This window comes from Deltaproteobacteria bacterium, assembly GCA_013151235.1.
Lineage (GTDB): Bacteria > CG2-30-53-67 > CG2-30-53-67 > CG2-30-53-67 > CG2-30-53-67 > JAADIO01.
This window is the reverse complement of sequence record JAADIO010000005.1, coordinates 66,319-88,575: the sequence shown is the minus strand read 5'-3', so window position 1 is coordinate 88,575 and position 22,257 is coordinate 66,319. Positions and strand designations below refer to the sequence as shown.

20 protein-coding genes are annotated in these 22,257 nt (G+C 55.1%); 15 read left to right on the top strand and 5 right to left on the bottom strand.

The features are described from left to right. Positions 1–11 precede the first annotated feature (11 nt). The 12 genes from GXP58_01255 (at position 12) to GXP58_01200 (ending at position 10,965) form a co-directional block, all read left to right on the top strand. Positions 12–989 carry a GTPase domain-containing protein gene (locus GXP58_01255; protein NOY52231.1) on the top strand — a complete coding sequence of 326 codons (978 nt, stop codon included), beginning with the start codon at positions 12–14 and terminating at the stop codon, positions 987–989. A gap of 39 nt (positions 990–1,028) precedes the next feature. Beyond that, complete coding sequence (locus GXP58_01250) at positions 1,029–1,724, top strand: hypothetical protein (protein NOY52230.1); 696 nt, start codon at positions 1,029–1,031, stop codon at positions 1,722–1,724. A 78-nt stretch (positions 1,725–1,802) separates the two neighbouring features. Then, positions 1,803–2,510 (top strand): tRNA (adenosine(37)-N6)-threonylcarbamoyltransferase complex dimerization subunit type 1 TsaB, encoded by a 708-nt coding sequence (gene tsaB / locus GXP58_01245; protein NOY52229.1) that lies wholly within the window; start codon positions 1,803–1,805, stop codon positions 2,508–2,510. Continuing rightward, complete coding sequence (rimI, locus tag GXP58_01240; GenBank protein NOY52228.1) at positions 2,492–2,950, top strand: ribosomal protein S18-alanine N-acetyltransferase; 459 nt, start codon at positions 2,492–2,494, stop codon at positions 2,948–2,950. Before tsaB ends, rimI begins: the two co-directional genes overlap by 19 nt. A 42-nt stretch (positions 2,951–2,992) precedes the next feature. Further along, complete coding sequence (locus GXP58_01235) at positions 2,993–3,307, top strand: hypothetical protein (GenBank protein NOY52227.1); 315 nt, start codon at positions 2,993–2,995, stop codon at positions 3,305–3,307. A gap of 372 nt (positions 3,308–3,679) precedes the next feature. Beyond that, positions 3,680–5,737, top strand: coding sequence for a diguanylate cyclase (locus tag GXP58_01230; protein NOY52226.1), 2,058 nt, complete (start codon positions 3,680–3,682; stop codon positions 5,735–5,737). 216 nt (positions 5,738–5,953) lie between these two features. Then, positions 5,954–7,063 carry a hypothetical protein gene (locus tag GXP58_01225; GenBank protein NOY52225.1) on the top strand — a complete coding sequence of 370 codons (1,110 nt, stop codon included), beginning with the start codon at positions 5,954–5,956 and terminating at the stop codon, positions 7,061–7,063. A gap of 91 nt (positions 7,064–7,154) precedes the next feature. Further along, on the top strand, positions 7,155–8,180 hold the full coding sequence (locus GXP58_01220) for a molybdopterin-binding protein (GenBank protein NOY52224.1): 1,026 nt from the start codon (positions 7,155–7,157) through the stop codon (positions 8,178–8,180). A gap of 22 nt (positions 8,181–8,202) precedes the next feature. Next, on the top strand, positions 8,203–8,865 hold the full coding sequence (locus GXP58_01215; GenBank protein NOY52223.1) for a formylmethanofuran dehydrogenase: 663 nt from the start codon (positions 8,203–8,205) through the stop codon (positions 8,863–8,865). Then, entirely contained in the window at positions 8,801–9,784 is a 984-nt protein-coding gene (gnd, locus tag GXP58_01210; GenBank protein NOY52222.1) for a decarboxylating 6-phosphogluconate dehydrogenase, read from the top strand. The genes GXP58_01215 and gnd overlap by 65 nt, the downstream gene beginning before the upstream one ends. 317 nt (positions 9,785–10,101) lie before the next feature. Then, complete coding sequence (locus GXP58_01205; GenBank protein NOY52221.1) at positions 10,102–10,533, top strand: hypothetical protein; 432 nt, start codon at positions 10,102–10,104, stop codon at positions 10,531–10,533. Between the two features lie 36 nt (positions 10,534–10,569). Beyond that, on the top strand, positions 10,570–10,965 hold the full coding sequence (locus GXP58_01200; protein NOY52220.1) for a thioredoxin domain-containing protein: 396 nt from the start codon (positions 10,570–10,572) through the stop codon (positions 10,963–10,965). A 103-nt stretch (positions 10,966–11,068) separates the two neighbouring features. Here GXP58_01200 and rlmN read toward each other — a convergent pair whose 3' ends face one another. Together rlmN and GXP58_01190 are read right to left on the bottom strand one after the other, a co-directional pair. After that, positions 11,069–12,154, bottom strand: coding sequence for a 23S rRNA (adenine(2503)-C(2))-methyltransferase RlmN (gene rlmN, locus GXP58_01195; protein ID NOY52219.1), 1,086 nt, complete (start codon positions 12,152–12,154; stop codon positions 11,069–11,071). Positions 12,155–12,176: 22 nt separating this feature from the next. Next, positions 12,177–12,488 carry a hypothetical protein gene (locus GXP58_01190; protein NOY52218.1) on the bottom strand — a complete coding sequence of 104 codons (312 nt, stop codon included), beginning with the start codon at positions 12,486–12,488 and terminating at the stop codon, positions 12,177–12,179. Positions 12,489–12,790: 302 nt separating this feature from the next. Here GXP58_01190 and GXP58_01185 point away from each other — a divergent pair, with 302 nt between their 5' ends. Then, complete coding sequence (locus tag GXP58_01185) at positions 12,791–15,865, top strand: hypothetical protein (protein NOY52217.1); 3,075 nt, start codon at positions 12,791–12,793, stop codon at positions 15,863–15,865. An 82-nt stretch (positions 15,866–15,947) separates the two neighbouring features. Here GXP58_01185 and GXP58_01180 read toward each other — a convergent pair whose 3' ends face one another. Beyond that, complete coding sequence (locus GXP58_01180; GenBank protein NOY52216.1) at positions 15,948–17,162, bottom strand: hypothetical protein; 1,215 nt, start codon at positions 17,160–17,162, stop codon at positions 15,948–15,950. Between the two features lie 348 nt (positions 17,163–17,510). On the opposite strand from GXP58_01180, the gene nhaA reads away from it, so the two are divergent. Beyond that, a complete protein-coding gene (gene nhaA / locus GXP58_01175; GenBank protein NOY52215.1) occupies positions 17,511–18,941 on the top strand; it encodes a Na+/H+ antiporter NhaA in 1,431 nt (476 codons plus the stop codon). A gap of 8 nt (positions 18,942–18,949) precedes the next feature. Here the strand turns inward: nhaA and GXP58_01170 are convergent, their stop codons facing one another. Beyond that, positions 18,950–20,026, bottom strand: coding sequence for a class II fructose-bisphosphate aldolase (locus tag GXP58_01170; GenBank protein NOY52214.1), 1,077 nt, complete (start codon positions 20,024–20,026; stop codon positions 18,950–18,952). A gap of 212 nt (positions 20,027–20,238) precedes the next feature. Between GXP58_01170 and GXP58_01165 the strand changes: the two genes are divergently transcribed. Beyond that, a complete protein-coding gene (locus GXP58_01165) occupies positions 20,239–20,715 on the top strand; it encodes a CarD family transcriptional regulator (protein ID NOY52213.1) in 477 nt (158 codons plus the stop codon). A 166-nt stretch (positions 20,716–20,881) separates the two neighbouring features. On the opposite strand, the gene GXP58_01160 is transcribed toward GXP58_01165, so the two are convergent. Further along, the gene (locus GXP58_01160) at positions 20,882–22,231 is read right to left on the bottom strand and encodes an ArsB/NhaD family transporter (GenBank protein NOY52212.1); all 1,350 of its coding nucleotides are present in this window, start codon (positions 22,229–22,231) and stop codon (positions 20,882–20,884) included. Positions 22,232–22,257: the final 26 nt, after the last annotated feature.

Here is a 22,257-nt window from a genome sequence, read left to right as displayed (position 1 = left end):
AGGAGCAGATCATGGTACTCTTTAATTATGCGGTGAAGGAGATCACGGCCAAGGTCGTTTTTTACGGTCCGGGACTCTGCGGGAAGACGACCAACCTGCAGTACATCCACAGCAAGATGAATCCCAATACGCGCGGTAAACTCCTCTCTCTCGCTACGGAGACGGACCGAACCCTGTTTTTTGATTTTCTCCCGGTGCAGCTTGGAAAGATCCGGGGGTTCAATGTCCGATTTCAGCTCTACACCGTCCCGGGACAGGTCTATTATAATGCAACGCGCCGGCTGGTCCTGAAAGGGGCGGATGCCGTGGTCTTTGTCGCCGACTCTCAGAAAGAGATGGCGGACAAAAATGTAGAAAGTCTGGAGAACCTAAGCGAGAATCTGCTGGCCAACGGCCTTGATCCTCAGACGATTCCCCTGGTTATTCAGTACAACAAACGGGATCTGGCAAACGTCATGGAGGTGGAAGAGCTTGATCATATGCTTAATAACAGAAATGTACCGACCCATACGGCTGTGGCCCTGACCGGGGAAGGCGTTCTGGAAACGTTCAAGCTGGTGACGCGGGAACTGATGCAGTCTCTTCGTTCCAAACACGATGTGGACGGGACGGCAGCGGAGCAACAACCCGTGCCCATGGAGACCGTGCAGCGGGATGTTGATCAAGCGGCTCCCGATCCTTCCGGTACAGGGGCGGTTTCGCCGGTGGGTTGGGACGAGAAGAACCCCGGAGCCGGTGGCAGAGCTGCTCCGCCGGCGGGAGATGACTCCCTGACGGCTTCGGTCCTGCAGATCGAGAACCGGATCCAGAAAATGGAGGCCCAACTTGATCGCCTGTTATCCCGGGATGAAACGGTCGAAAATCTTCTTCTGGAAATCCGGGAAAAACTCGGTGGGGTCTTCGCGGAACATGCGCCGTCTGTCGAGATTGAAGAGCCGATTCTCCTCGAAGAGAAGCGCAGAAAGAAAGGTTTTTTCTGGAATCGATGATCTATCGAAAGGAGCGTTGCGTCCTGGAGCCGAAACATCATGGATGCCTTTAGCTCGGTCCACCGGGGAAATCTCCGTCAGTTTCAGACCGACCGGATCGGGGGAGGGAATCAGGGGACGGTCCGTCGAATCCGGGTCAATGGAAAGACGGCGGTCATTAAGGATATTGCCGGACGAAATCTGATCTACCGCATACTCCTTGGGCGCTGGATGTTGGCACGGGAGTATCGGATCTACCGCAAACTTCAGGGTCTTGAAGGAATTCCCGCCCTCTATAAAAAATTGGACCGGGACGGTTTTCTCTGCGAATATATTGCAGGGGAGCCCCTCTCTTCCTTTGCCCGGAACGCCCCTCTTCCGGCCTCATTTTTTAATACGCTGAATGAATTAGTGGAAAAGATTCATGTCCGGGGAGTGGTTCACTCGGATTTGAAACACAAAAAGAATATCCTCGTGACTGCCGATTTCAAACCCTACCTGGTCGATTTCGGTGCCTCACTGATCCGGGGGCCGAGGTGGAACCTGCTCAATCGGTGGTTCTACGGACAGTTTCTGGAGATCGATCGGAGGGCGGTTTCAAAAATCCGGCGTCGATTTTCCCGGGGAGACCCCGATGCGGAAGACCTTGAAAGCCTTGAACGGCGGAATATCATGGAACGGTGCAGTACACTCTATCAGTCGATCTACCGGTTCTTCTCCCCGAAGCACCGATGGAAGAGGCGTCGAAAAAAATGAATGGTTCTATGACAGGCAGCGATTTCGCAGGGGAATGCGGGAGACAGCCAGTGCGGGAATTCCCGAAGGGAACATCAGATGTTGATCCTTGGAATTGAAGCCTCCACCCCGGTGAGCAGTGTTGCGCTCCTCGGTTCGGAGGGGTTGATTGCAGAGTATTCCCTGGTTTTGCGCCGGACCCACAGTGAGCGACTGTTGCCTGCCATTGAGACGATTCTTCGCGATACAAACCTCTCCGGGGAGGATCTGACCGGTGTGGCGATTTCGGTCGGGCCGGGTTCTTTTACCGGGCTGCGCGTGGCGGTCTCCACTGCCAAGGGTCTTGTCCGTGCCTGGGAGAAGCCGGTGATCCCCGTTTCTTCACTGGAAGGGTTGGCGTATCATTTCCCGGCGGTCAAACTTCCCCTCTATGCCCTGCTGGATGCCCGTAAAGGCGAGGTTTATGCCGCCCGTTTTCGTAACCGGGATGGGGTTCTCTATGCCGAAACCGAGGAACGGGTGATCCGTCCGGAGGATCTTTGTCGTGAAGTGAGGGAAGAGACACTCTTCGTCGGCGAAGGAGCCCTGCGGTATCGGTCGTTTTTGGAGGAGGTCCTTGTTTCAAAGGCAGTTTTTGTCGAAGGAAGCCTGAATCATCTCTCGGCGGCATCCATTGCCGAGATCGGCTACGCCGCATTTCGGGAAGGCAGGACCCTGACCCCGGCCGAGCTGACACCCCGCTACCTTCGCCGTTCCGAGGCGGAACTGCAATGGAACCGGAAGTGGCTATGCAGGAAGAAACTCTGAAGATCCGCAAGATGGAGCAAGGGGATCCGGGAAGGATTTGCCGGTTGGAGTGCTCCCCCTTCCTGACCTCCTGGTCTCTTGAGGCATTTGAGAAGGCGCTCCGGGACCCGATGGGGCTCAACCGGGTTGCGGAGGATCGTTCCGGTCTGATCGGCTATCTTACGGCCTTCCGGGTTCTGGACGAGGCCTGTTTAACCAATCTTTTTGTGGTTCAGCGGAGACGCCGGAGGGGGGTCGGGAAAATGTTATTAAATAATCTTATAGAAAGGGCCTCAATCGAAGGGGTGAAACAACTCTTTCTGGAGGTTCGGAAAGGGAATGAACCGGCGATAAGGCTTTATGAAAAAATGAATTTTTCTACCGTCTCCGTCCGAAAAGGCTACTATTCGGATACGAGTGAAGATGCACTGGTGATGCGGATGCCTCTGGCCGAACATTGACGAAAGTTGAATTTGACGCCGTTTTATGGTATATCAACAAACATGGATGTAGTCGTTCTTGCCGTTTTTCTTCTTTCCATTACAACAGAGGTCTGTTCCCATCTTTCACATGGGAAAGGATATTTTCCGTATGGAGGGATTGCCATGTTCGACAAGGAAAGGCACTTCGATCACCTGAAAAGGACCGACCAGGATTTTAGAAAGTGGGTTGATCTACATTCTGAACTGGAGGTCAAGCTGGAGGGGTTAAACCGCTTGAAATATCTGACAGTGGAAGAGGAAGTTGCAAAGAAAAAATTGCAGAAGGAAAAACTCTTTGCCAAAGACCGGATTCATTTCCTTCTGTACAAGTTTTGAAGGTGGCATGACAGGCTTTTTCCCGGTACTGGATTCCGTTGGATCAATCCCGACAGAGGAATACTTCTGGCGGGTTTTTTTTTGGGTCTTTGCCAATGAGGGAGTGGTCGGAAATGGGAAAAAAATGTATCTTTTGTGGAAAAAAAGTACATATTATAGGAAATATTTTTCCATTGTTGCAAATGACAGATAAAATGGTTTTGTGTGTCGCAAATATATTGTGCCAAAGATATGGATTTCAGTATGAAAAACGACAACTTACGATACAATAAGTAAAATAGAGCCTTTTTCGAAAAAATAGCTTGAATTAGCATGAGATTTGCATAAAAAACAAGTGTGTTCTTCTGTGTAGAAGTTGAATGAAGGATTTTTATGGACTCCCGGAACCTGAAAACCTATCAGCAATGGATGACCTCTGAAAGCTGGAGGAGATCAATCGAGGGGTTTGCCCACATTTCAGGATTGACGGTCAAATGTATCGGCGCGGACGGGATGCTGATCGGCCCGCCGATGGTGGAGCGGAATCTCTGCCGTTTGATCCGCCGGTCGCAAAAGGGGTTGGCCCGCTGCCGGGCGCACTGTGGGCGCAGGATCGCCCGGTCCCTGCGATCTGGAAGGACGGAACTTTTTAGCTGTTATGCCGGTCTGTACTGTTTTTCCGTTCCGCTCAAACGGCAGGGAGAAGTGATCGGAGCGATCTTCGGCGGCAAGATCCTGACCGATGCGCCGGTGATTTCCCGTTACGTAAAGATGGCCGACACCTTTCAGCTTGATCATGCAGAGATGTTCAAGGCGATCGGAGAGCTGCGAATCGGGAAGATGCAGGAACTGAGGGAGGCGATGAAATATCTTGCCTTACTCGGAGAGGCACTGATTGCCCCGGCGGTCCGGATGCGCCGGTTCGGACGGAATGTCTCCCGCCTGCTCACTCTCTTCCATTTGGGAAACGATCTGAACCTGGTCCGGGACAGTCAGGAACTCTATGGCCTGATCATCAACTCGCTTTCTATTCTTTTTGATCTGAAGGGGTGTTCGCTGATGCTTCTCGGCTCACAGGAGGCGTCGCTTGTGACGCAGTCTTTTTTCGGCCCGGAATCCTGGGACCTTCCCCATTTCCGCACGCCCATCGATCAGGGGATTATCGCCCGGGCCTTCCGCGAGCACAAGCCTGTCTATACCCGGGATCGTTTCCAGATTGCCCGCTCGGGATTTAATGAGAAGATTGAACAGGTCTATACCTTTCCCCTCCATTTTGGCCGGAAGATCGGGGGGGTGATCAATATTTATAATTCGTCCCTTTCCGAAGATGAGATCCCGATGATCCGTGCCTTCTGCAACCTGGCCGTGATGGCGATCCAGAATGTAGACCTTCGCAAGAATCTGGACAATCGGGTCCTGGAAATCAGCAATCTTGGTTTGATGACTCGTGAGGTGGGGAAGACCCGGGAACTGGACGGCCTGTTCCAACTGATTCTGAACCGTTCTACGGAGATGGTCAAAGCGGAACAGGCTTCGCTCATGATCCTCGATGAGGTCACCAAAGAACTGACGATCAAGGCGAGCAAGGGGGTCCCCGAATATCTTACGCGCACGCTGCATCTCAAAAAAGGGGAGGGTGTGGCCGGAAAAGTGCTGGAAAAGGCCGTGCCGTTGCTGGTGACGGACATTGAAAAGGATCCGAGGCTCGGGCTGCATAAGAAGATGCGTTACAAGACGAAGTCGTTTATCAGCATTCCCCTGGTCCTGAAGGATGAGCCGATCGGCGTCTTGAATATTACCGACAAGATCAGCGGCGAGGTTTTCAATGAAGACGATCTGAAAATCATCAAGATCTTTGCCTCCCAGGCGGTGATTGCCCTTGAACGGACGAAACTCTATGAACGTTCCAAGGAAATGGAACAGGTCCTCATTACGGACCATCTGACGGGCCTTCTCAACCGGCGCTATTTTTTTGAACGGGTGACCGAGGAGATCACCCGGGCCGAGCGCCACAGCTATCCGCTGTCTCTGATGATGATTGATGTGGATGACTTCAAGTGGTATAACGATCAGAATGGGCACCTTGCCGGGGATGATGCCTTGAAAAGTGTAGCGGCCCTGCTGCGGGATACCATCCGGAATATAGACTTCGTCGCCCGTTACGGAGGGGAAGAGTTTACGGTGGTTCTCCCCCAGACCTCCAAACGGGAAGCGGTTGTCATCGGAGAGCGCCTGTTAATGGAAGTCGAGAAATTTTATTTCCCTTACGAAGAGAATCAGCCGCTCGGGAAATTCACGATCAGCATCGGTCTTGCTACCTATCCCGAGGATGCCCGAAAGGTGAAAGCCCTGATCCATGCAGCCGATCAGGCACTCTACCGTTCGAAGGAAAACGGGAAGAACCGCATGTATCTCTACCAGCCGATTCCGGACGGTCCGGAGAGAGGCTGAGCAGGTCTTCATCTCTTTCGGGCGTCGTAAGCCTGTTGCAAGGGATTTGCCCCATACCGCAATCTGTGGAGTGGCCCCTCCTATCCTTATTCCAGGACTCGGAAGAGGACTTGCAATTTTCTTTCCCTTTGTCTACACTTTGATCGGGAATTCGGCGGTTGATTTTTCATCGATTGTCTATCTCCGGCCATGGTCTGATATAAGATGATCCATCGTATGTTTGAAAAACTGGTTGCGGCACAAGATCTCCGGGTGGAGTCCCATCGTTGTATCCGTGCCCGTTATCCCCGGGGCGAGTGCCGTGTCTGTGCCGACATCTGCCCCGTTCAGGCCGTGGATGTTCAGGGGGATCGGGTGATTCTCCGGGAGAATTGTGCCGGTTGCGAGGCCTGCCTGGTTGCCTGTCCCACGGGAGTTTTTTCATGCTCTTCCGTTCGGGAGCGGAAGCGTCGGACCTTGCTGCAGCAACAGGCAGCGGGACGTCCATCAGTACGGTTCACCTGTGCCATGGATCTGCAGAAGAACGGCGAAGGGGTACAGGTGCTTCCCTGTCTGGCGGGGCTTCCTCCGTCCTTTCTGGTTGCGCCCTTTGTCTGGGGGAGCGGGCGGGTCGAGATCAAACGGATCGACTGCCGGGAATGTCCTTTGGAACCGGCCATGGCACAGTATCGACAAACCCTGCAACAGGTGTGTCAACTTCTTTCCCGGTTTCCGGATTGGGGCGGGGAGATCGTTGAGGTCGAATCCTTTGTGAAGTTTGCAGAGAGGGAGTCTCGCCCCGTGGTTACGGAAGGAATGGGGCGGAGAGAGTTCTTCGGCCTCTTTCGCAGGCGGACGATGGAGACCGCCTTGAACCTGTTCCCCGACACCGTCGGGGAAGCGCGGAAGGTGCGCTGGGAAGGAAAAGGAGATCCCCGACGTCTCTTCCTCCTCACCCTCTTGGCGCAGTTAGGGACCGTGCGGGAGGGACCGATTCCGGGCGGAATACTTCCGACGCTCGATCTGAAGATCTCGGAAAACTGTGTCGGGTGTAATGTCTGCGAGACCCTCTGCCCGACCGGGGCGCTCCGGCGGGAGGAGCAAGAGGACTCCGTCCGGTTGTATCTTACCCCTTCCGGCTGCGTCGGCTGCCGGATTTGCGGGGAGGCCTGTCTCCCCAAGGCGATCACCTTTTCGGAACAGATCTCTTTGGCGTCCTGGCTGCAGAGAAAGGAGCGCCTGCTTGCCGAGGTTTCCGCGCGGTATTGCAGCGTTTGCGGGGAACCTTTTATCGGGATTCCCGGAAAGACCTGTTCCCGGTGTATCGGTTCGCTGAAGTCCGGTTAAAATCGACCGGCCTTGCCGGGAAGGGAACAGTGTCTTTTCACGAAATGGTTGATCATGAGGAAGCCGGGGAACATTGGGGAGGAGAACCATTATGGTTCATGTCTTACCCTTACAGGCGGCGATCGGGACCGTTCTGGCCCATGACATTACGGAGATTGTGCCGGGCCGCTTCAAAGGCCGCGCCTTCAGAAAAGGTCATGTGGTGACCCGGGCGGATATTGATCATCTCCGCGATCTCGGGAAGGAACACCTCTATGTTCTCAAGATCAGCGACATTGAACTGCATGAGGACGAAGCGGCCCTCCGCCTGGCCTCTGCCCTCGCGGGAGATGGCATTGAACACGACTGTTCTCCGAAAGAGGGGAAGGTGGAGCTGCGGGCGGCCGATAACGGACTTTTGAAGATTGATGTGGCGGCCCTCTACCGGTTTAATCTTTTAGGCGATGTCATGTGCGCCACCCGGCACGACAACACGGTGGTTAAGAAAGGCGACCGGGTGGCGGGGACCCGGGCGATTTCTCTCGTGATCCCGCTGGGCCGGGTGGAACAGGCCGAATCGATCTGCCGGGGGGCCGGCGGTATTCTGAAAGTGTTGCCGCTGCGAAAGGCCCATGTGGGAGTTGTCATCACGGGCAATGAGGTCTATTCCGGAAGGATCCGGGATCGGTTCCGTCCCGTTGTGGAAGGGAAGGTGGAGGAGCTCGGTTCTGAGGTTGTCGATGTCCGCTACGTGCCCGACAGAAGAGAGGCCATTGCACAGTCGGTCCGGGACCTTCTGGATCAGGGGGCGGACCTGATCCTGGCGACCGGCGGGATGTCCGTTGATCCCGACGACGTGACTTGTCACGCGATAGAGGATGCCGGGGCCGATCCGGTCATCTACGGGGCGTCGGTCCTCCCTGGGGCGATGCTGATGGTCGCCTACATCGGGGAGGTTCCCGTGATCGGAATCCCCGCCTGCGCCATGTTCCACTCCATCACCCTTTTCGATCTGCTCTTCCCCCGGATTCTTGCCGGAGAACGTATCGGCCGGGAGCAGATTGCAGCTCTCGGCCACGGCGGGTTCTGCATCAACTGTCCGGAATGCCGTTTCCCGGTCTGTCCCTTTGGAAAATAGATTGCAGGAAAGAGAGGTCTCAGTGAAATCATTCGAGGAGTCTCTGCGGGAAGCCGTATCCTTTCACGGGGAGGAGTGCCCCGGCCAGGTGATCGGAACGCGAATGGCCATGATCGGCTGTCGTGAAATCGGGCTGGAGCATCCCCGTTCCGAAGGGGAACGGAAGAAAATCATCGTCTATGTTGAAATGGACCGGTGTGCCGCCGACGCTGTGATGGCGGTCACCGGATGCCGGATCGGGAAACGGACCCTGAAGATCATGGATTACGGGATCATGGCTGCGACATTTGTCAATCTGGAAACCGGCCGGGCCGTCCGGGTTCGTGCCAGGGAGTCTTCACGGGCGCTTGCCGTCCGGTATGCACCGGACGTGGAAGAGAAATATCTCCGCCAAAGCGAGGCCTACAAGGTGATGCCGGAAGAGGAATTGTTCGAGATCACCGAGGTCCGCGTCACGATCCCCGTACAGGATATGCCGGGCCGGCCCGTGCAGCGGGTGCGTTGCGAGTCCTGCGGCGAATGGGTTCAGGATATGAAAGAAGTGAAGGTGAACGGCCGGGTATTGTGCCGACCCTGCGGGTTAGGGGGCTATTTCGAGAAAGAAAGAAAGGAGTCATCCGATGCAATTAGGAATGATCGGTCTGGGAAGGATGGGCGCCAATATCGTTCGGCGCCTGATGCGTGACGGCCATGAGTGTGTCGTCTTTGATCTGAATCCGGAGAATGTAAAGGCTTTGGCTGCGGAAGGGGCAAGCGGTGCGGGGAGCCTGAAGGAATTTGTTGCGGCGCTGACGCCGCCCCGGTCCGTCTGGATCATGGTCCCGGCGGGCAATCCCACGGAGTCGACCGTACAGATGCTGGCCGGGGAATTGGAGCCGGACGACCGTGTGATCGACGGGGGGAACAGTTATTTCAAGGATGATCTGCGTCGTGCGGCGATGTTAAAGGAAAAAGGTATTTATTATCTTGATGTGGGGACCAGCGGGGGAGTCTGGGGTGTTGACCGGGGATATTGCATGATGATCGGAGGGGACCGGAAGACCGTTGAGGCGCTTGACCCGATCTTCAGAACGCTTGCGCCCGGCCGGGGGGATATCTCCCGGACGCCCGGTCGTGAAGGCGAGGGAGGGACGGCGGAAGAGGGGTACCTCTACTGCGGTCCGAGCGGGGCAGGACATTTCGTTAAGATGGTCCACAACGGCATTGAATACGGCCTGATGCAGGCCTATGCCGAGGGGTTTGACATTCTTCGGAATGCAGCCTCCGAGTCAGTGCCGAAAGAGCGTCGCTACGAACTTGACTTCGCCGAGATCGCCGAGGTCTGGCGGCGGGGGAGTGTGATCGGCTCCTGGCTTCTGGACCTGACGGCCATGGCCCTCCTGGAGGATCCGCACCTCGATCGGTATTCCGGGTTTGTTGAGGATTCCGGTGAAGGACGCTGGACGATGATGGCGGCTATCGAAGAGGCCGTTCCGGCCGATGTCCTTTCCGCAGCGCTTCATGCGCGGTTCCGGTCGAGGCGGGAGCATACTTTCGGAGAGAAACTTCTGTCGGCCATGCGCTACAAATTCGGCGGGCATGTGGAACCCGCCGCGGAAGAATGAATTTCTTCTTGACGAAGGGATTGTGACCGGGATAGAGTAAAAAAATGTAACTACTCAGGTCACCCCTCTTTTTCTTTTCCCGCATGACGGGTTACGCCTTCGGCGTGCCCCGCTTTAGATTTATCTTTGCCGCTTTCAGCGGCTCTGATGAATAAGGTATCTTGGGGTGTTGCGGTGCTCAAATCCTCAACGTATGAAAAATACGCCTCCGGTTTTGCGCTCCTCACGCCTTGTTCTGCGGGAAACATAGAAGCAACCTGAGCAGTTACAAAAAAATGCGTAAAGAGGCTGTAAAAATTCACAAAAACGGAGGTGCAATGATGACGAAAGGGTGCAAAAGGCTACTCCGGATCTTCTGGATCGTCTCTTTTTTGCTGTTGCCTTCGGGCGTTATCACGACCCAGGCGGCGGTGGAGTCGTCTCTTGTAAAGACACTGCATATCGGGAAGAGAGTTCTCGATATGACGGCGACGGTCGATGGGAAACTTCTCTTCGTCCTGACGAGGGGGGAAGTGCTGGTCTATAATGCGAGAAATCAGAAGTTGTCGGGCCGCATTTCCGTTGATCCCGACATCAACCGGATTACTATTTCTCCCCGGGGCAATCAACTCTTTGCCTCCAACGGGAAGACAAAAACCTTGTCGGTCGTTAATGTCAACCTTGTCTACGATATTGATGCCAAGGGAGTGCCCTTCAAGGGACCGGCCGATGCGCCGGTGGTGATTGCCGTCTTCGATGATTATCAATGACCCTACTGTGCGCGGCTTGAGCCGACACTCCGGCAGGTGCTGGAGCAGTATCCCACACAGGTAAAACTTGTTAAAAAGTCCTTCCCCCTCCGGATGCACCGAAATGCCAGGCCTGCGGCTATTGCTGCCCTGGCTGCCGGGGAACAGGGGAAGTTCTGGGAGTTCAATGACAAATTGTTTCAGAATCAACGGTTTCTTTCAGACCAGAAGTATCTTGAGATCGCTCGTGAACTGGGGCTCGATATGGATGCTTTCCGGAAGAGCCTGAAAGACCCGCAGCTGCAAGCCATGATTGCAAAGAATATCCGGGACGGCGCTGACGTCGGTGTGACGGGGACCCCGACGATCTTTATCAACGGTGTACGACTGCGAGACCGGTCCATTGCCGGCTTCAGGAGAGTGATCGATGCGCAGTTAAAAAAGAAGAAATAGGGCGATCGTCGGCATTCAGTAAAATCAGGGAGAAGAACATGAAACGTCCCGACGGGTATATCCGCCGGGACGTTTTTTCTTGCCGGAGAAGAAGAGAGCCCTGTTATGGCCGGTTCTGCTTTGGCTCTCCATCGATTGAAAACTGGTGCCCGGACATTCGTTCTCGCAACTGGCCGCAGGCGGCGGCGATCTCTCCTCCCCGGCTTTCCCGGATGAATACCGTATAATTCGCACGCAGGAGAATTCCCCGGAAGTCCTCCATCGACTCCCGGTCCGGAGGGGCAAAGTTTGATTCCGTCCCTGCATTATAGGGAATGAGATTGATTTTGGCGGGGATCCCTTCCAGGAGTTGGATCATCCGACGGGCATCTTCAGAACTGTCATTGATTCCCCGGAGTAACACATACTCAAAGGTGATTCTTCTCCGCTTCGGAAGGGGAAAATCCCGGAGACTTTCGAAAAGAGGTTCCAGAGGGTATTGACGGTTGACCGGCATGAGGTGGTCCCTCGTTGTATCTGTAGTTGCGTTCAGTGAGATGGCGAGATTGATCCCGAGCCCTTCCCTTCCCAAGCGCCGAATCCCGGGGACTAGTCCGCTGGTGGAGAGGGTGATCTTTCGGTTGGAGAAATTACATCCAGCTGGGTCGAGGAGAATTTTCAGCGCCGTCACCACGGCATCGTAGTTGGCCAACGGTTCCCCCATTCCCATGAAGACCAGGTGTGTCAGCGTCCGCGGCTGGACCCGGTCCTGTGCCGACAGAACTTCCCCGATGATCTCCGCCGCCGTCAGGTTACGGACCAGGCCGTTTCGGCCGGTTGCACAGAAACGGCAGTTCATGGCACATCCAACCTGGGCCGAAACGCAGAGTGTCTGCCGTTTTGTTTCCGGGATCAGGACCCCTTCGACGGTGTGGCCATCCTCCAGACGATAGAGAAATTTTTCTGTCCCATCCGCAGACCGGAGACATTCCGTGATCGTGGGGCGTGTAATCCGGGCATTCTTTTCCAGAAGGCTTCGGTCCGTCCTGGAGAGATTGGTCATTTCATCGAACGAGGTACTGCGGTATTTGTAGATCCACTGGAAGACCTGCCGACCGCGGAAAGAAGACATTCCCATGCCGGTCAGGTTCCGCGTCAGTTCTTTCAGGGGCTTTCCGATGAGATTTGGTTTTTCCTGTTTTCCAGGCATGGTTAATGGTTTTGGAGGGAGTTCAGTCGTAATCAAAGGGATGGGGAGGCCGCCCGGGATCGGAGGTATCCACATGCTTTTTGATCTCTTTAAACTTCTTTTCGAGGAGAGCACGCCGATTCCTGAGCGCTTCCTTCTCCTCTTCAAAGCGTGAGGCGGACTTCTTCTTCTTTTCTTCTAACTCCCGTAACAACTCCTGCATCGACTTTTCTTTAGGGGATTCTTTTTCACTCTTCGCTTCTTCATGATAGAGAACCTGCCCCGTGATCGGATCGATAATGATTTCCGTATTACAGGAAGGGCATTGAATCTGCAGTCTGTTCTGGTTTCCCATTGTGTGTATCCTCATTATTGTTCTTATTTTACGAATCATATTATACCCGTCCCGTTGGTGCAAGACAACCTCTTTTGCGGGGGGGGCCGCGGAAGAAAATATTGACAAGGCAGAGACTCCCCTATATTATCACAAAACTTTACTCTAAAGAATGGGCACCATGATGCCGGATACAGTTTTCCTCAGATCATTCGTTCTCCGACTTTTCGTGTTTCTGACATACAGTGCCTGCAACTTGTAAACCAGCCGGGCAATATGCAGTTTCCTGCTGTCCTTGGGTGGTTCGCAGGGACGATGATGACATGAGCTCAATTACCAAAATCACGCTTCCGGCTTACGGAGATGTCTTCCGGCGGGAGCGCCTGTTGCACCGTCTGGATTCACTTCTGCACGGTCCTGCAGTATGGATATCCGCCCCTCCCGGCTCCGGCAAGACCACAATGGTTTCGAACTACATCGATGTTCGGGGGTTGCTCCCGATCTGGTACAGGGTGGACAGAGGAGATCATGACGTTGCGACCTTCTTTTATTACATGGGGTTGGCGGCAAAAAAAGTGTCTTCCCGCAGACAGGTTTCCCTCCCGGTTCTGGGCAGTGAATACCTGATGGATATCCCGGCCTTCACCCGCCGTTATTTCGAGACTCTTTACGGAATCCTTGGAACCCCGTGTGTCATCGTATTTGACGATTGCCATGAGGTTCCTGCCGGTTCCCCTTTTTACGATGTGGTGCGCGAGGCCCTTTCCGTTCTTCCCGCAGATATACATATCATCCTGGTGAGCCGGGACGCCCCCCCACCGCTTCTGTCCCGCATGAGGGCCAACCGTGTACTGCAAAGGATGGGATGGCAAGACCTCCGGTTCACGGAGGAGGAGAGCCGCTCGTTCATAAAACTGAGAGGACGTCCCGGTATCCGGAACGAGGAAGTCGGCCGGATTTGCCACATTACAAAGGGATGGGCCGCCGGTCTGGTTCTGCTGTCGGAAGGGAGCGGACCGGAGACGGGCCGGAAGGAACATCCGGACAGTCAGGCGGAGGACGAAATCTTTGATTACTTCGCAGAAGAGATCTTCCGGGGAATGAATGAACCGACTCGGGACTTTTTGTGCCGGACGGCATTGCTGAAGGAAATTTCACTCCGGTCGGCGGCCGTGGTCTCCGGCCGAACGGATGCAGGGAAGATCCTTTCCCGGCTGTATCGGGAGAACTGCTTTACGGAACGCCATGCGCTACGTCCTGTGGTATACCGGTTTCATCCGCTTTTCCGTTCCTTCCTGGTGAAAGCCGCACATGACCGGTTCGAAAGAAAGGATTTGATCCGGCTCCGGAGTCTTGCTGCCGCATGTCTTGAAGAGGAAGGTGCCATAGAGGAGGCAGCTCAACTTTTTCTTGAGAACGGGGTGTGGGACTCCCTGTCCGTATTGATTGCCCGGTATGCGCCTTCCCTCCTCGGGCAGGGACGTAGCTGCACACTCCTCGGCTGGCTTGCCGCCCTCCCGGAAGAGATGCGTGAATCGTCACCGCAGATCCTCTATTGGGAGGGAGTATGCCGGATGTACTTTGATCTGGCCGGAAGCCGTTCGTTCTTAGAGCGGTCCTATACGGGATTCCGACGCGGCAAGGATCGAACCGGTGCCATGCTCGCCTGGGCCGGCATCGTGGAAACCTACCTGCACGGAATGGGCGCTCTGGAGCGCCTCGACCATTGGATTGCCGTCATGAACCGGCTCTGGAACCGCCACCCGGGCTTTCCGTCCCCCGAGGTTTCCGCGCAGGTTACGCCGCGGATCTTTGCGGCCCTTCTTGTCCGCAGACCGGGACACCGATATTTCGAGTTCTGGAAAGAGAAGGCCGTCAGGCTCCTGGAGTCGAATGTTGATCCCACCCTGCGTATATTGACCGGTTTCTATCTCTACACCGGGGCCGTGTGGATGGGCGAGTATCAGGAGTCGGAATACTTTCTGGAGAGGCTCGGAGAGATTGCCCTTGCGGGTAAGGCGTCCCCGCTGGCCCGGATTACTCTCCACATGGCCGAGGCATGGGCCTGGCTTTCCGGTTCGTGTGATAAAACCATCGAGGCGATGAACGAAGGGCTCCGGATCGCATCGGAAAGCGGGGTGCGTGTCTGGGATTTCCTCCTCATGATCCAGGGGGTGGCGGCATTTCTCGCCGACGGGGATCTTGAGAATGCACGTGTACTCCTGGGACGGATGGCAGGTGTCCTGGAGAAAGGGCGGGAACTCGACCGTTTTTATTACAATTACGAGAACTCCTGGCTTGCGCTTCTCGAAGGAGACCTTCCCCGTGCGCTGGTTCGGCAGGAACAGGCTTTGAAATTCGCTGATGCGACCGGTCTTCATTACGCACAGGCGCAGAGCCGGATTGCCATGTCCCAATTGCTGCACGAATCGGGCCGGAGTCAAGAAGCGAAGGTCCATCTCGACACGGGTTGCAGGATCGGACGGCGAATGAAGAGCCGGTCCGTAGAATACCTCGGCCTTCTGACCCGTTCGGCCTTCTCCTTTGATCGGGGGGAGGATCAATCAGGTTTGACCGAACTTCGCAGGGCGATGGCGGTCGGGAGGGAAGAGGGATACGTGAACTTCTCCTGGTGGCGTCCCGGATGGATGGCGCGCCTCTGCGGCCGGGCATTGAACTCCGGGATCGAGGAGGACTATGTCCGAGGACTCATCCGGCGGCGGCGCCTGTCCTATGATGAGTCGGAAGGGGAATGCACAGCCTGGCCCTGGCCGGTTGAGATCCGTACATTGGGCCGGTTCGAGCTGGTCCTGGAGGGGGTGCCTCTTCATTTCACGGGAAAGGTCCCGAAAAAACCGATAGAGATGCTCAAAGTCTGTATTGCCCGGGGAGGGGCCAATGTAAGTTGGACGGAAATCAGCGACATCCTCTGGCCGGATGCCGAAGGGGATGCCGCCTACAAATCTTTCGGGGTGACCCTCATCCGCCTGAGAAGGTTGATCGGGAAGGAGACCGTATCATTCCAGGACGGAAGGCTGACTCTCGACGGTAGATATTGCCGGGTCGATGCACTGGCATTCATGAAACTGATCCGGAAGGCGGATGCCCGGATCCGGGCGGGGAAAACCGCCGCGGCCTGTCCGTTCATTGATCAGGCCTTGGTCCTCTACCGCGGGTCATTCCTGCAGGGTGAACAGGGGGCATGGGTGTTGTCTCGGCGTGACCGGCTCCGGGCGGCATATGCCCATTATGCAGCCTTTCTGGGGTTGCAGTATGAGCGGATGAAGGAATGGGGAAAAGCCGCCGCCTTTTACCGCGCGGCGATTGAATCAGGAGGAGAAAAGAATGAGTTCCGGCGGAAGATTTCCCGTTGCTTCAACATGATCGGCCGGATGTGAGAGATGGGCAGGTTGCGTGCTGTCATAACAGGGAGCCGGCAAAAAAGAAGGTCCGGCTCCCTGTTGATGTTTGATACATTTTCTACGGTTCGTAAGGAGAACTGAACTCTCCCGGAATAAGCCGTAGTTTGAAGGTCGTATCGACCGAGTAACCGGCGGTTGCCTTATCCGGGGTTTGGGTGAACGTAACGGTACTGTTCTCCCCCGGATTGGGGAGATAGCCGATTACGCCGCCGCCGGTCGTGGTCGGTCCGGTCTGGGTATAGGTACCGTCCGTCTGCGTGTAGAGGATCACAGCCTCCGGCGAGGATGCGGTGGCGGTGACGCCGTCGATGGCGCCGTTTGTATCCTCCACGTCCCAGTTGAAGAACGCGTCGGCATTTGAGTCCGCGCCGATCAATCCGGCGACGGTCGCGACCATGATGCTGTCCGTCAGGTAGAGCTTGACCCCTGTCAGGTCCGATGTGCGGTTGTCGATCTGCTTGTTGTCGGGGACATAGGTCGTATTGCCGATCGATACACCGTCGGCATGGAGGTAGAAGTCCTGCCCGGACGGGACGCTGAGGGAGAAGGCACCGGAGCTGTCCGTGGTAGCCGTGGCCATGGTGTTGTCTGAAGCATCCCTTGCAGCGATCGTGACGTTTGCAATGAGATTGCCGCTGTCGGAATCTTCCACCGTTCCACTGACGGCAATGGTGGAAGAACAGGTGACGGCCACGCCCGTCACATTGGCCGATCCCATCGTGCCGCTTCCGCTTGCAACGGTGCAGAGCTGACCGCTCGGTTGGGCCGAGACGGTGACCGCGTAAGTGTTTCCATGCGCGACGGAGGTGGTAAAGGTGAAGGTGCTATTCGCCGTGACGCTGAGATCGTCCCCGCCGTTGTCCTGCAGCACCACCGTTCCGGAGAGCCCGCTCACTGTTCCGCCTACAGTGTAGGTATTGTTCACACAGGTTACCGCCACGTCCGTTACCTTCTTCGCAGAGACCGTGCCGCTTCCGCTCGCAACCGTGCAGGTCTGACCGGTCGGCTGGGTCTTGACCGTTACCTCATACCTGCTGCCATTCGCTATGGACGTACCAAAGATGAAAGTACCGTCCGTCGTGACGCTGAGGTCGTCCCCGCTGTTGTCTTGGAGCACCACCGTATCCGGCGTACCCAATCCGGTTACAGTACCGCCCACGGTGTAGGTGTGATGATCATGGTGACTCCTTCCCCATACTCGGCAGCCTCCGATCATGAAGGTCACCAGCAATGCCATTCCTGCCGCCGCCATCCTTTTCCTGCCTTTTTTCATTACCTTCCTCCTATTAAATAATGTTAAATGTGAGCATCAGGACGATTCCCGGGCGGTCCGCCGGATATACAGATTGAAGATGCCGTTTGCCCCCCCGGGGGTGTCCGGTTCCGTACATGATTCCTCTTAAAATAACCCATGTGAGCCTACAGATTGTCTACGGATTGGGAAAAAGGACGGGTAAGCCTCGGAAATGGGTTTGTCTTATGGTGAGATCCCCGGAATCTGGCCGATTCCGGGGAAGGATCATCCGAGAATTTTAGTATCCGTTGCGCAACCTTGCCCTGTACGTTATATTGAAACAAATTCCGAGACTTGTTCTTGAGATGGAAGAGAAGGGGGCTGAATATGCAAAAAAGGGGGGGGCGTCCCGGCCGTTTTGAGAAGGTTGCAGAGGTGTTACTTGCGCCGGGGGATTTTGCCGGTCCCCTGATCCGGCCCTTCCAGCAATTTTTCCGGAAGGAGGCCGCCGGCAGCATCCTCCTGATCAGCGCGGCGCTGCTCGCTTTTGCCTGGTCCAATTCACCCTTTGCCGCGATCTACCGGGATCTCCTCCATACGGAGGTGAGCCTCACCTTGGGGCCCTTCGGGATCTCCCGCTCTCTGCTTCACTGGATCAACGACGGCCTGATGGTTCTCTTCTTCCTGATCGTGGGGCTTGAGATCAAGCGGGAGATGCTGATGGGAGAGCTTGCCTCCTTCCGCCGGGCGGTTCTTCCCGTCGCTGCGGCCGCCGGAGGGATGATCGTTCCCGCTCTGACCTTCCTTGCCTTCAACTATGGAACAGCCACGGCCAAGGGGTGGGGCATTCCGATGGCCACGGACATCGCCTTCGCCCTCGGCGCTATCGCGGTCCTGGGGAGACGGGTCCCTTCCACGCTCAGGATCTTCCTTTCCGCCTTTGCCATTGCCGATGATATCGGTGCCGTGATTGTTATTGCCCTCTTTTATACGGAAAAGATCGTTTTCTCCGCTCTTCTCCTCGTGTTTCTCTTTACCGCCGCTCTTGTTGCACTCAACCGTTTAGGGGTGCGTCGACTGCTCCCCTACGGGGTCCTGGGGTTTTGTCTCTGGCTGGCTCTTCTCGGTTCCGGTATCCACGCTACTTTGGCCGGAATCATCATTGCCCTTTCCATCCCCGCCCGGGGGACGTATGGTACCGACAAATTTGTCCGGGAGGTCGGTTACCTTATGGAGGGTTTCGACTGTCCTTCCGGCAGGTGCGGCTTTTCCATTCTTGAAAACGAGGAGCACCAGAACCGGGTACAGTCGATCGAACTGGCCTGCCGCCATGTGGAAAGTCCCCTGCAGCGTATGGAGCATGGGCTGACCCCCTGGGTTGCATTCGTCATTGTCCCTCTCTTTGCCCTTGTCAACAGCGGCCTGAGCCTCGCCGGGACCGATCTCGGCGGGGCCTTCCGTGCCCCCCTTTCCCTCGGGATTGCAGCGGGGCTGACTCTTGGAAAGCCCCTGGGGATTACCCTTTTTTCTTTTCTGGCGGTCAAGTCAGGGCTGGCGGAGTTGCCGGAGCGGGTCCGATGGAGTCATGTGGCCGGGGTCGGTTTCCTGGGCGGGATCGGTTTTACCATGTCCCTTTTCATCGCGATGCTCTCCTTTTTTACCCCGGCCATGATCGCCTACGCCAAGTTCGGGATCTTTGCCGGGTCGCTCCTCTCGGCGGCGTGCGGGATCGGACTCCTTTGGGTGTCGTCTTCGGGGAATGAAAAAAAACGCCCGGTCCATCGAGACGATGACGCCGGGCGGCAGGCCGTTCGTTGAAATGAGGATCAGCCGGTAAGCCCGTTGATGACTTTTGATGCCGTGCCTTCGGCCCGGAAGTTCGTGATGAACTCCTTGGCGTTTTCATAAGCTTGGTCTGCGATCCTGATACGGTATTCCTCGGGGATACTGTCGATCTCCTTCTTGAAGACGACCGTGGCTTTTTTGATGTCGGTTTTTTCTTTCTCCGCCCACTCCCGCATCTGCTGCATCAACTCCGGCGGCAATCCTTCGTGCGCGACGTTCTGCCAGAAGGTCCCGACGTTACCCTTCCGGATGCCGTGATCGGCGAACCGGCCTAAAAGATGGACCGGAGTTCCGGTGATGCCGTGCTGGGCAATGGCCACGTTCCATTTCCGGACGGCGTCGTAGATCTCCTGGGTTCTCTGCAGGTCGATATGGACATCTTCTCCCGGCTTGTAGTTGCCGTGTTTGGAACCGTTGTTGATGGCCAGCAGATCGGGGACGATCCCGTTTGCATTCATTCCCTCAATGAATTCAACGGCATCTTCCACGGAAGTGATCCGTGCATCCACACCGGTGCCCAAGACCTCTCCCACTTCGGCCTCGAGGCCCGCTCCCGCCTCACGGACGATTTTCCCCAGTTCCGTGGAGATCTTCACGTTGTCCGGGTTTTCATTGAAAGATGCGTCAATGGCGATGGAGGTGTATCCTGCGGCAAGTTCCGCCTCTATCAACTCCCGGGAATCTCCCACGACCTCAGGGTCGGGGCTCTTGGTGGTGACGTGGTCGCCATGCAGGAAGAAGGGGGTGGTGAAGTTCATTTCCTCGGCATAACCGACGACTGTCTCGAAGAAAGTCTCCGGTGTCATGCCGGTGTAGCCTCCTTTGAGGTTCCCTTCGGATTTGGCCAGTTCATAGGCGACGACGGCATCCAGTTCCTGAGCTGCCCGCATGATTCCCGGGATGACATGCCGGATCCGGGTGTTGCAGGCCATGACGATGACCTTCTCCGGTTTCAGGATATCGAAGACATCCTTTGAACTGAGGATACAGACCTTACTGTTCGACCCGAGGTTTTTTCGGGCATTTTCGGGGATGAAATCGTATAGGCTCCTGGACATGCGGATCTCCTTTCCTTCCTGGTGAAATTGTTCGGATTATCAGTATGTTACAGGGAAAGAATCTTTCCGGATGCTAATCAAACATTCTGTTTTTGTCAAGTGTATTCAGGTCTTTTGCGATTTTGATAGATTTTTATTGACATTGGTTCTAATTTTATGTATTTTATAGACCTTTCCAGGTCGACTGAATGAATCTGCCTAAGGAGATCTTGATGTATAAGATTGGAAAAACCGTTGTTTATCCTTCGCATGGTCTGGGTGTGATTGAAGCGATCGAAGAAAAAGATGTAATGGGGACCAAACAGAAGTTTTATGTCCTCAAGATTATGGAGAAGGGCACCCGGATCATGATCCCCTGTGGGAATGTTGACAAAGTCGGAATCCGGGAGGTAATTCAGCCGAACGAAGTAAAAGAGGTCGTCAAGGTACTGAAGGAGAAGCCGAAGAGTATTCTTCCGAACTGGAACAAGCGCTATCGTGAGAGCATGGAAAAGATCAAGACCGGCTCCATCTATGAGATTGCCATTGTTTTTCGAAATCTCAGCCTGCTTTCAAAAAACAAGGAACTCTCTTTCGGGGAGAAGAAGATGCTCTGTGATACCCGGCACCTGATCAGCTCGGAAATTTCAAAGGCCAAGGGGATCTCCGAACAACAGGCGGAGAAGATCCTTGATACGGCATTGAAGTAGTGTTCACCCGGAATGGTTCGCCTTCTGTTCCGGATTCCCCCCCCTCCCTTTTTATCCATTATAAGCAAGTTCTTCTTTCCGACTCCTTTCTTCTCGGGAAACGACTTTGCCAATCCGGAAGAGTTGTAGCGCCCTGTCTTAAATTCTGCCCCTCCTGTATAAATAACTAAGCCAGCAGGTAATACCGTACCCAAACATAGATCATGGCGATAATGAGGGTTTCCACCATGATCGGGAATCCGTAGGCCATAAATCTCAGGAAAGAGATCGGCCGTTTTGATTTTTCCGCCATGCCGACAATGATCACGTTTGCCGAGGCACCGATGGCGGTGCCGTTCCCGCCCAGGCAGGCTCCGAGGGCAAGGGACCACCAGACCGGCATGAGTACGGAATTATGGATTGTCTCCGGCGGCAAGGCGTGGGCGACGGCACTACCGCCATGGTAAATGGTGTTCGCCATATCGAGGATGAGAGGGTTCATGGTCGCTACAAAAGGGATGTTGTCAACGATGGCCGAGGTAAAGGCCGAGAACCAGAGCATGACCATGGAGGTGTTGAACATACTTGTCTTGGTCGGGTGCGTGATTTCGATCATAAACTGACTTAGTTTGTCGATGAGTCCTACTTTGACCACACCTCCCACAATGATGAAAAGTCCTATGAAGAAGAAGATCGTCGGCCACTCCACCTCCATGAAAACCGTGTGAGGGTCCTCTCCCGAGATCAGGAAGAGGACGGCAGCACCGGTCAGGGCGATGGTGGCCGGTTCGAGATGCAGGGTCCCGTGGAGTACGAAACCTAGAACGGTCAGGGAAAGGACGACCAGACATTTCTTCAGCAGGGGGGCGTCCTTGATCATTTCCCTCTCGTTCATGTTCATGATCCGCTCTTTCAGCTTCTCACTGGTCCGGAGCTTCTTTTTAAAGATCAGTTTCAACGTAAAAAGAAAGACGATCATAATAATGATGATGACCGGCGTCAGGTGAATGATGAAGTCCATGAAAGTGAGCCGGGCCTTGCTGGCAATCATGATGTTGGGAGGGTCTCCGATCAGGGTGGCGGTCCCTCCGATGTTGGAGGCCAGTGCTTCGGAGATGAGAAACGGGATCGGATCGATATCCAGTTCGTCGGCGATCAGCAGGGTGACCGGCGCCAGAAGCAGGACGGTTGTAACGTTGTCGAGCAGCGCCGATGCGATTGCAGTTATGATGGCGAAGATCGTCAGTATCCGGAAAGGTTCCCCGCGGCCTAACTTGGCCGATTTTATGGCCACGTATTCAAAGGCACCGGTCTTCTTCATGATCCCGATGATAATCATCATCCCGATGAGAAGAAAGATGACGTTGTAGTCGATTCCGAATTCTTCGCTGTGGAAGGCCTCGCTCTGTGTCAGAATCTTCAGAACAAGCATGAGGGTTGCACCGATCAGAGCAACCTTGGTCTTGTGAATTTTTTCGGAAACGATCACGGCATAAGCCAGGATAAAAATCAGAGTTCCAGTCCAGAACGGATCCATGATGGCAAGTTCCTCCTTCGGTGTTG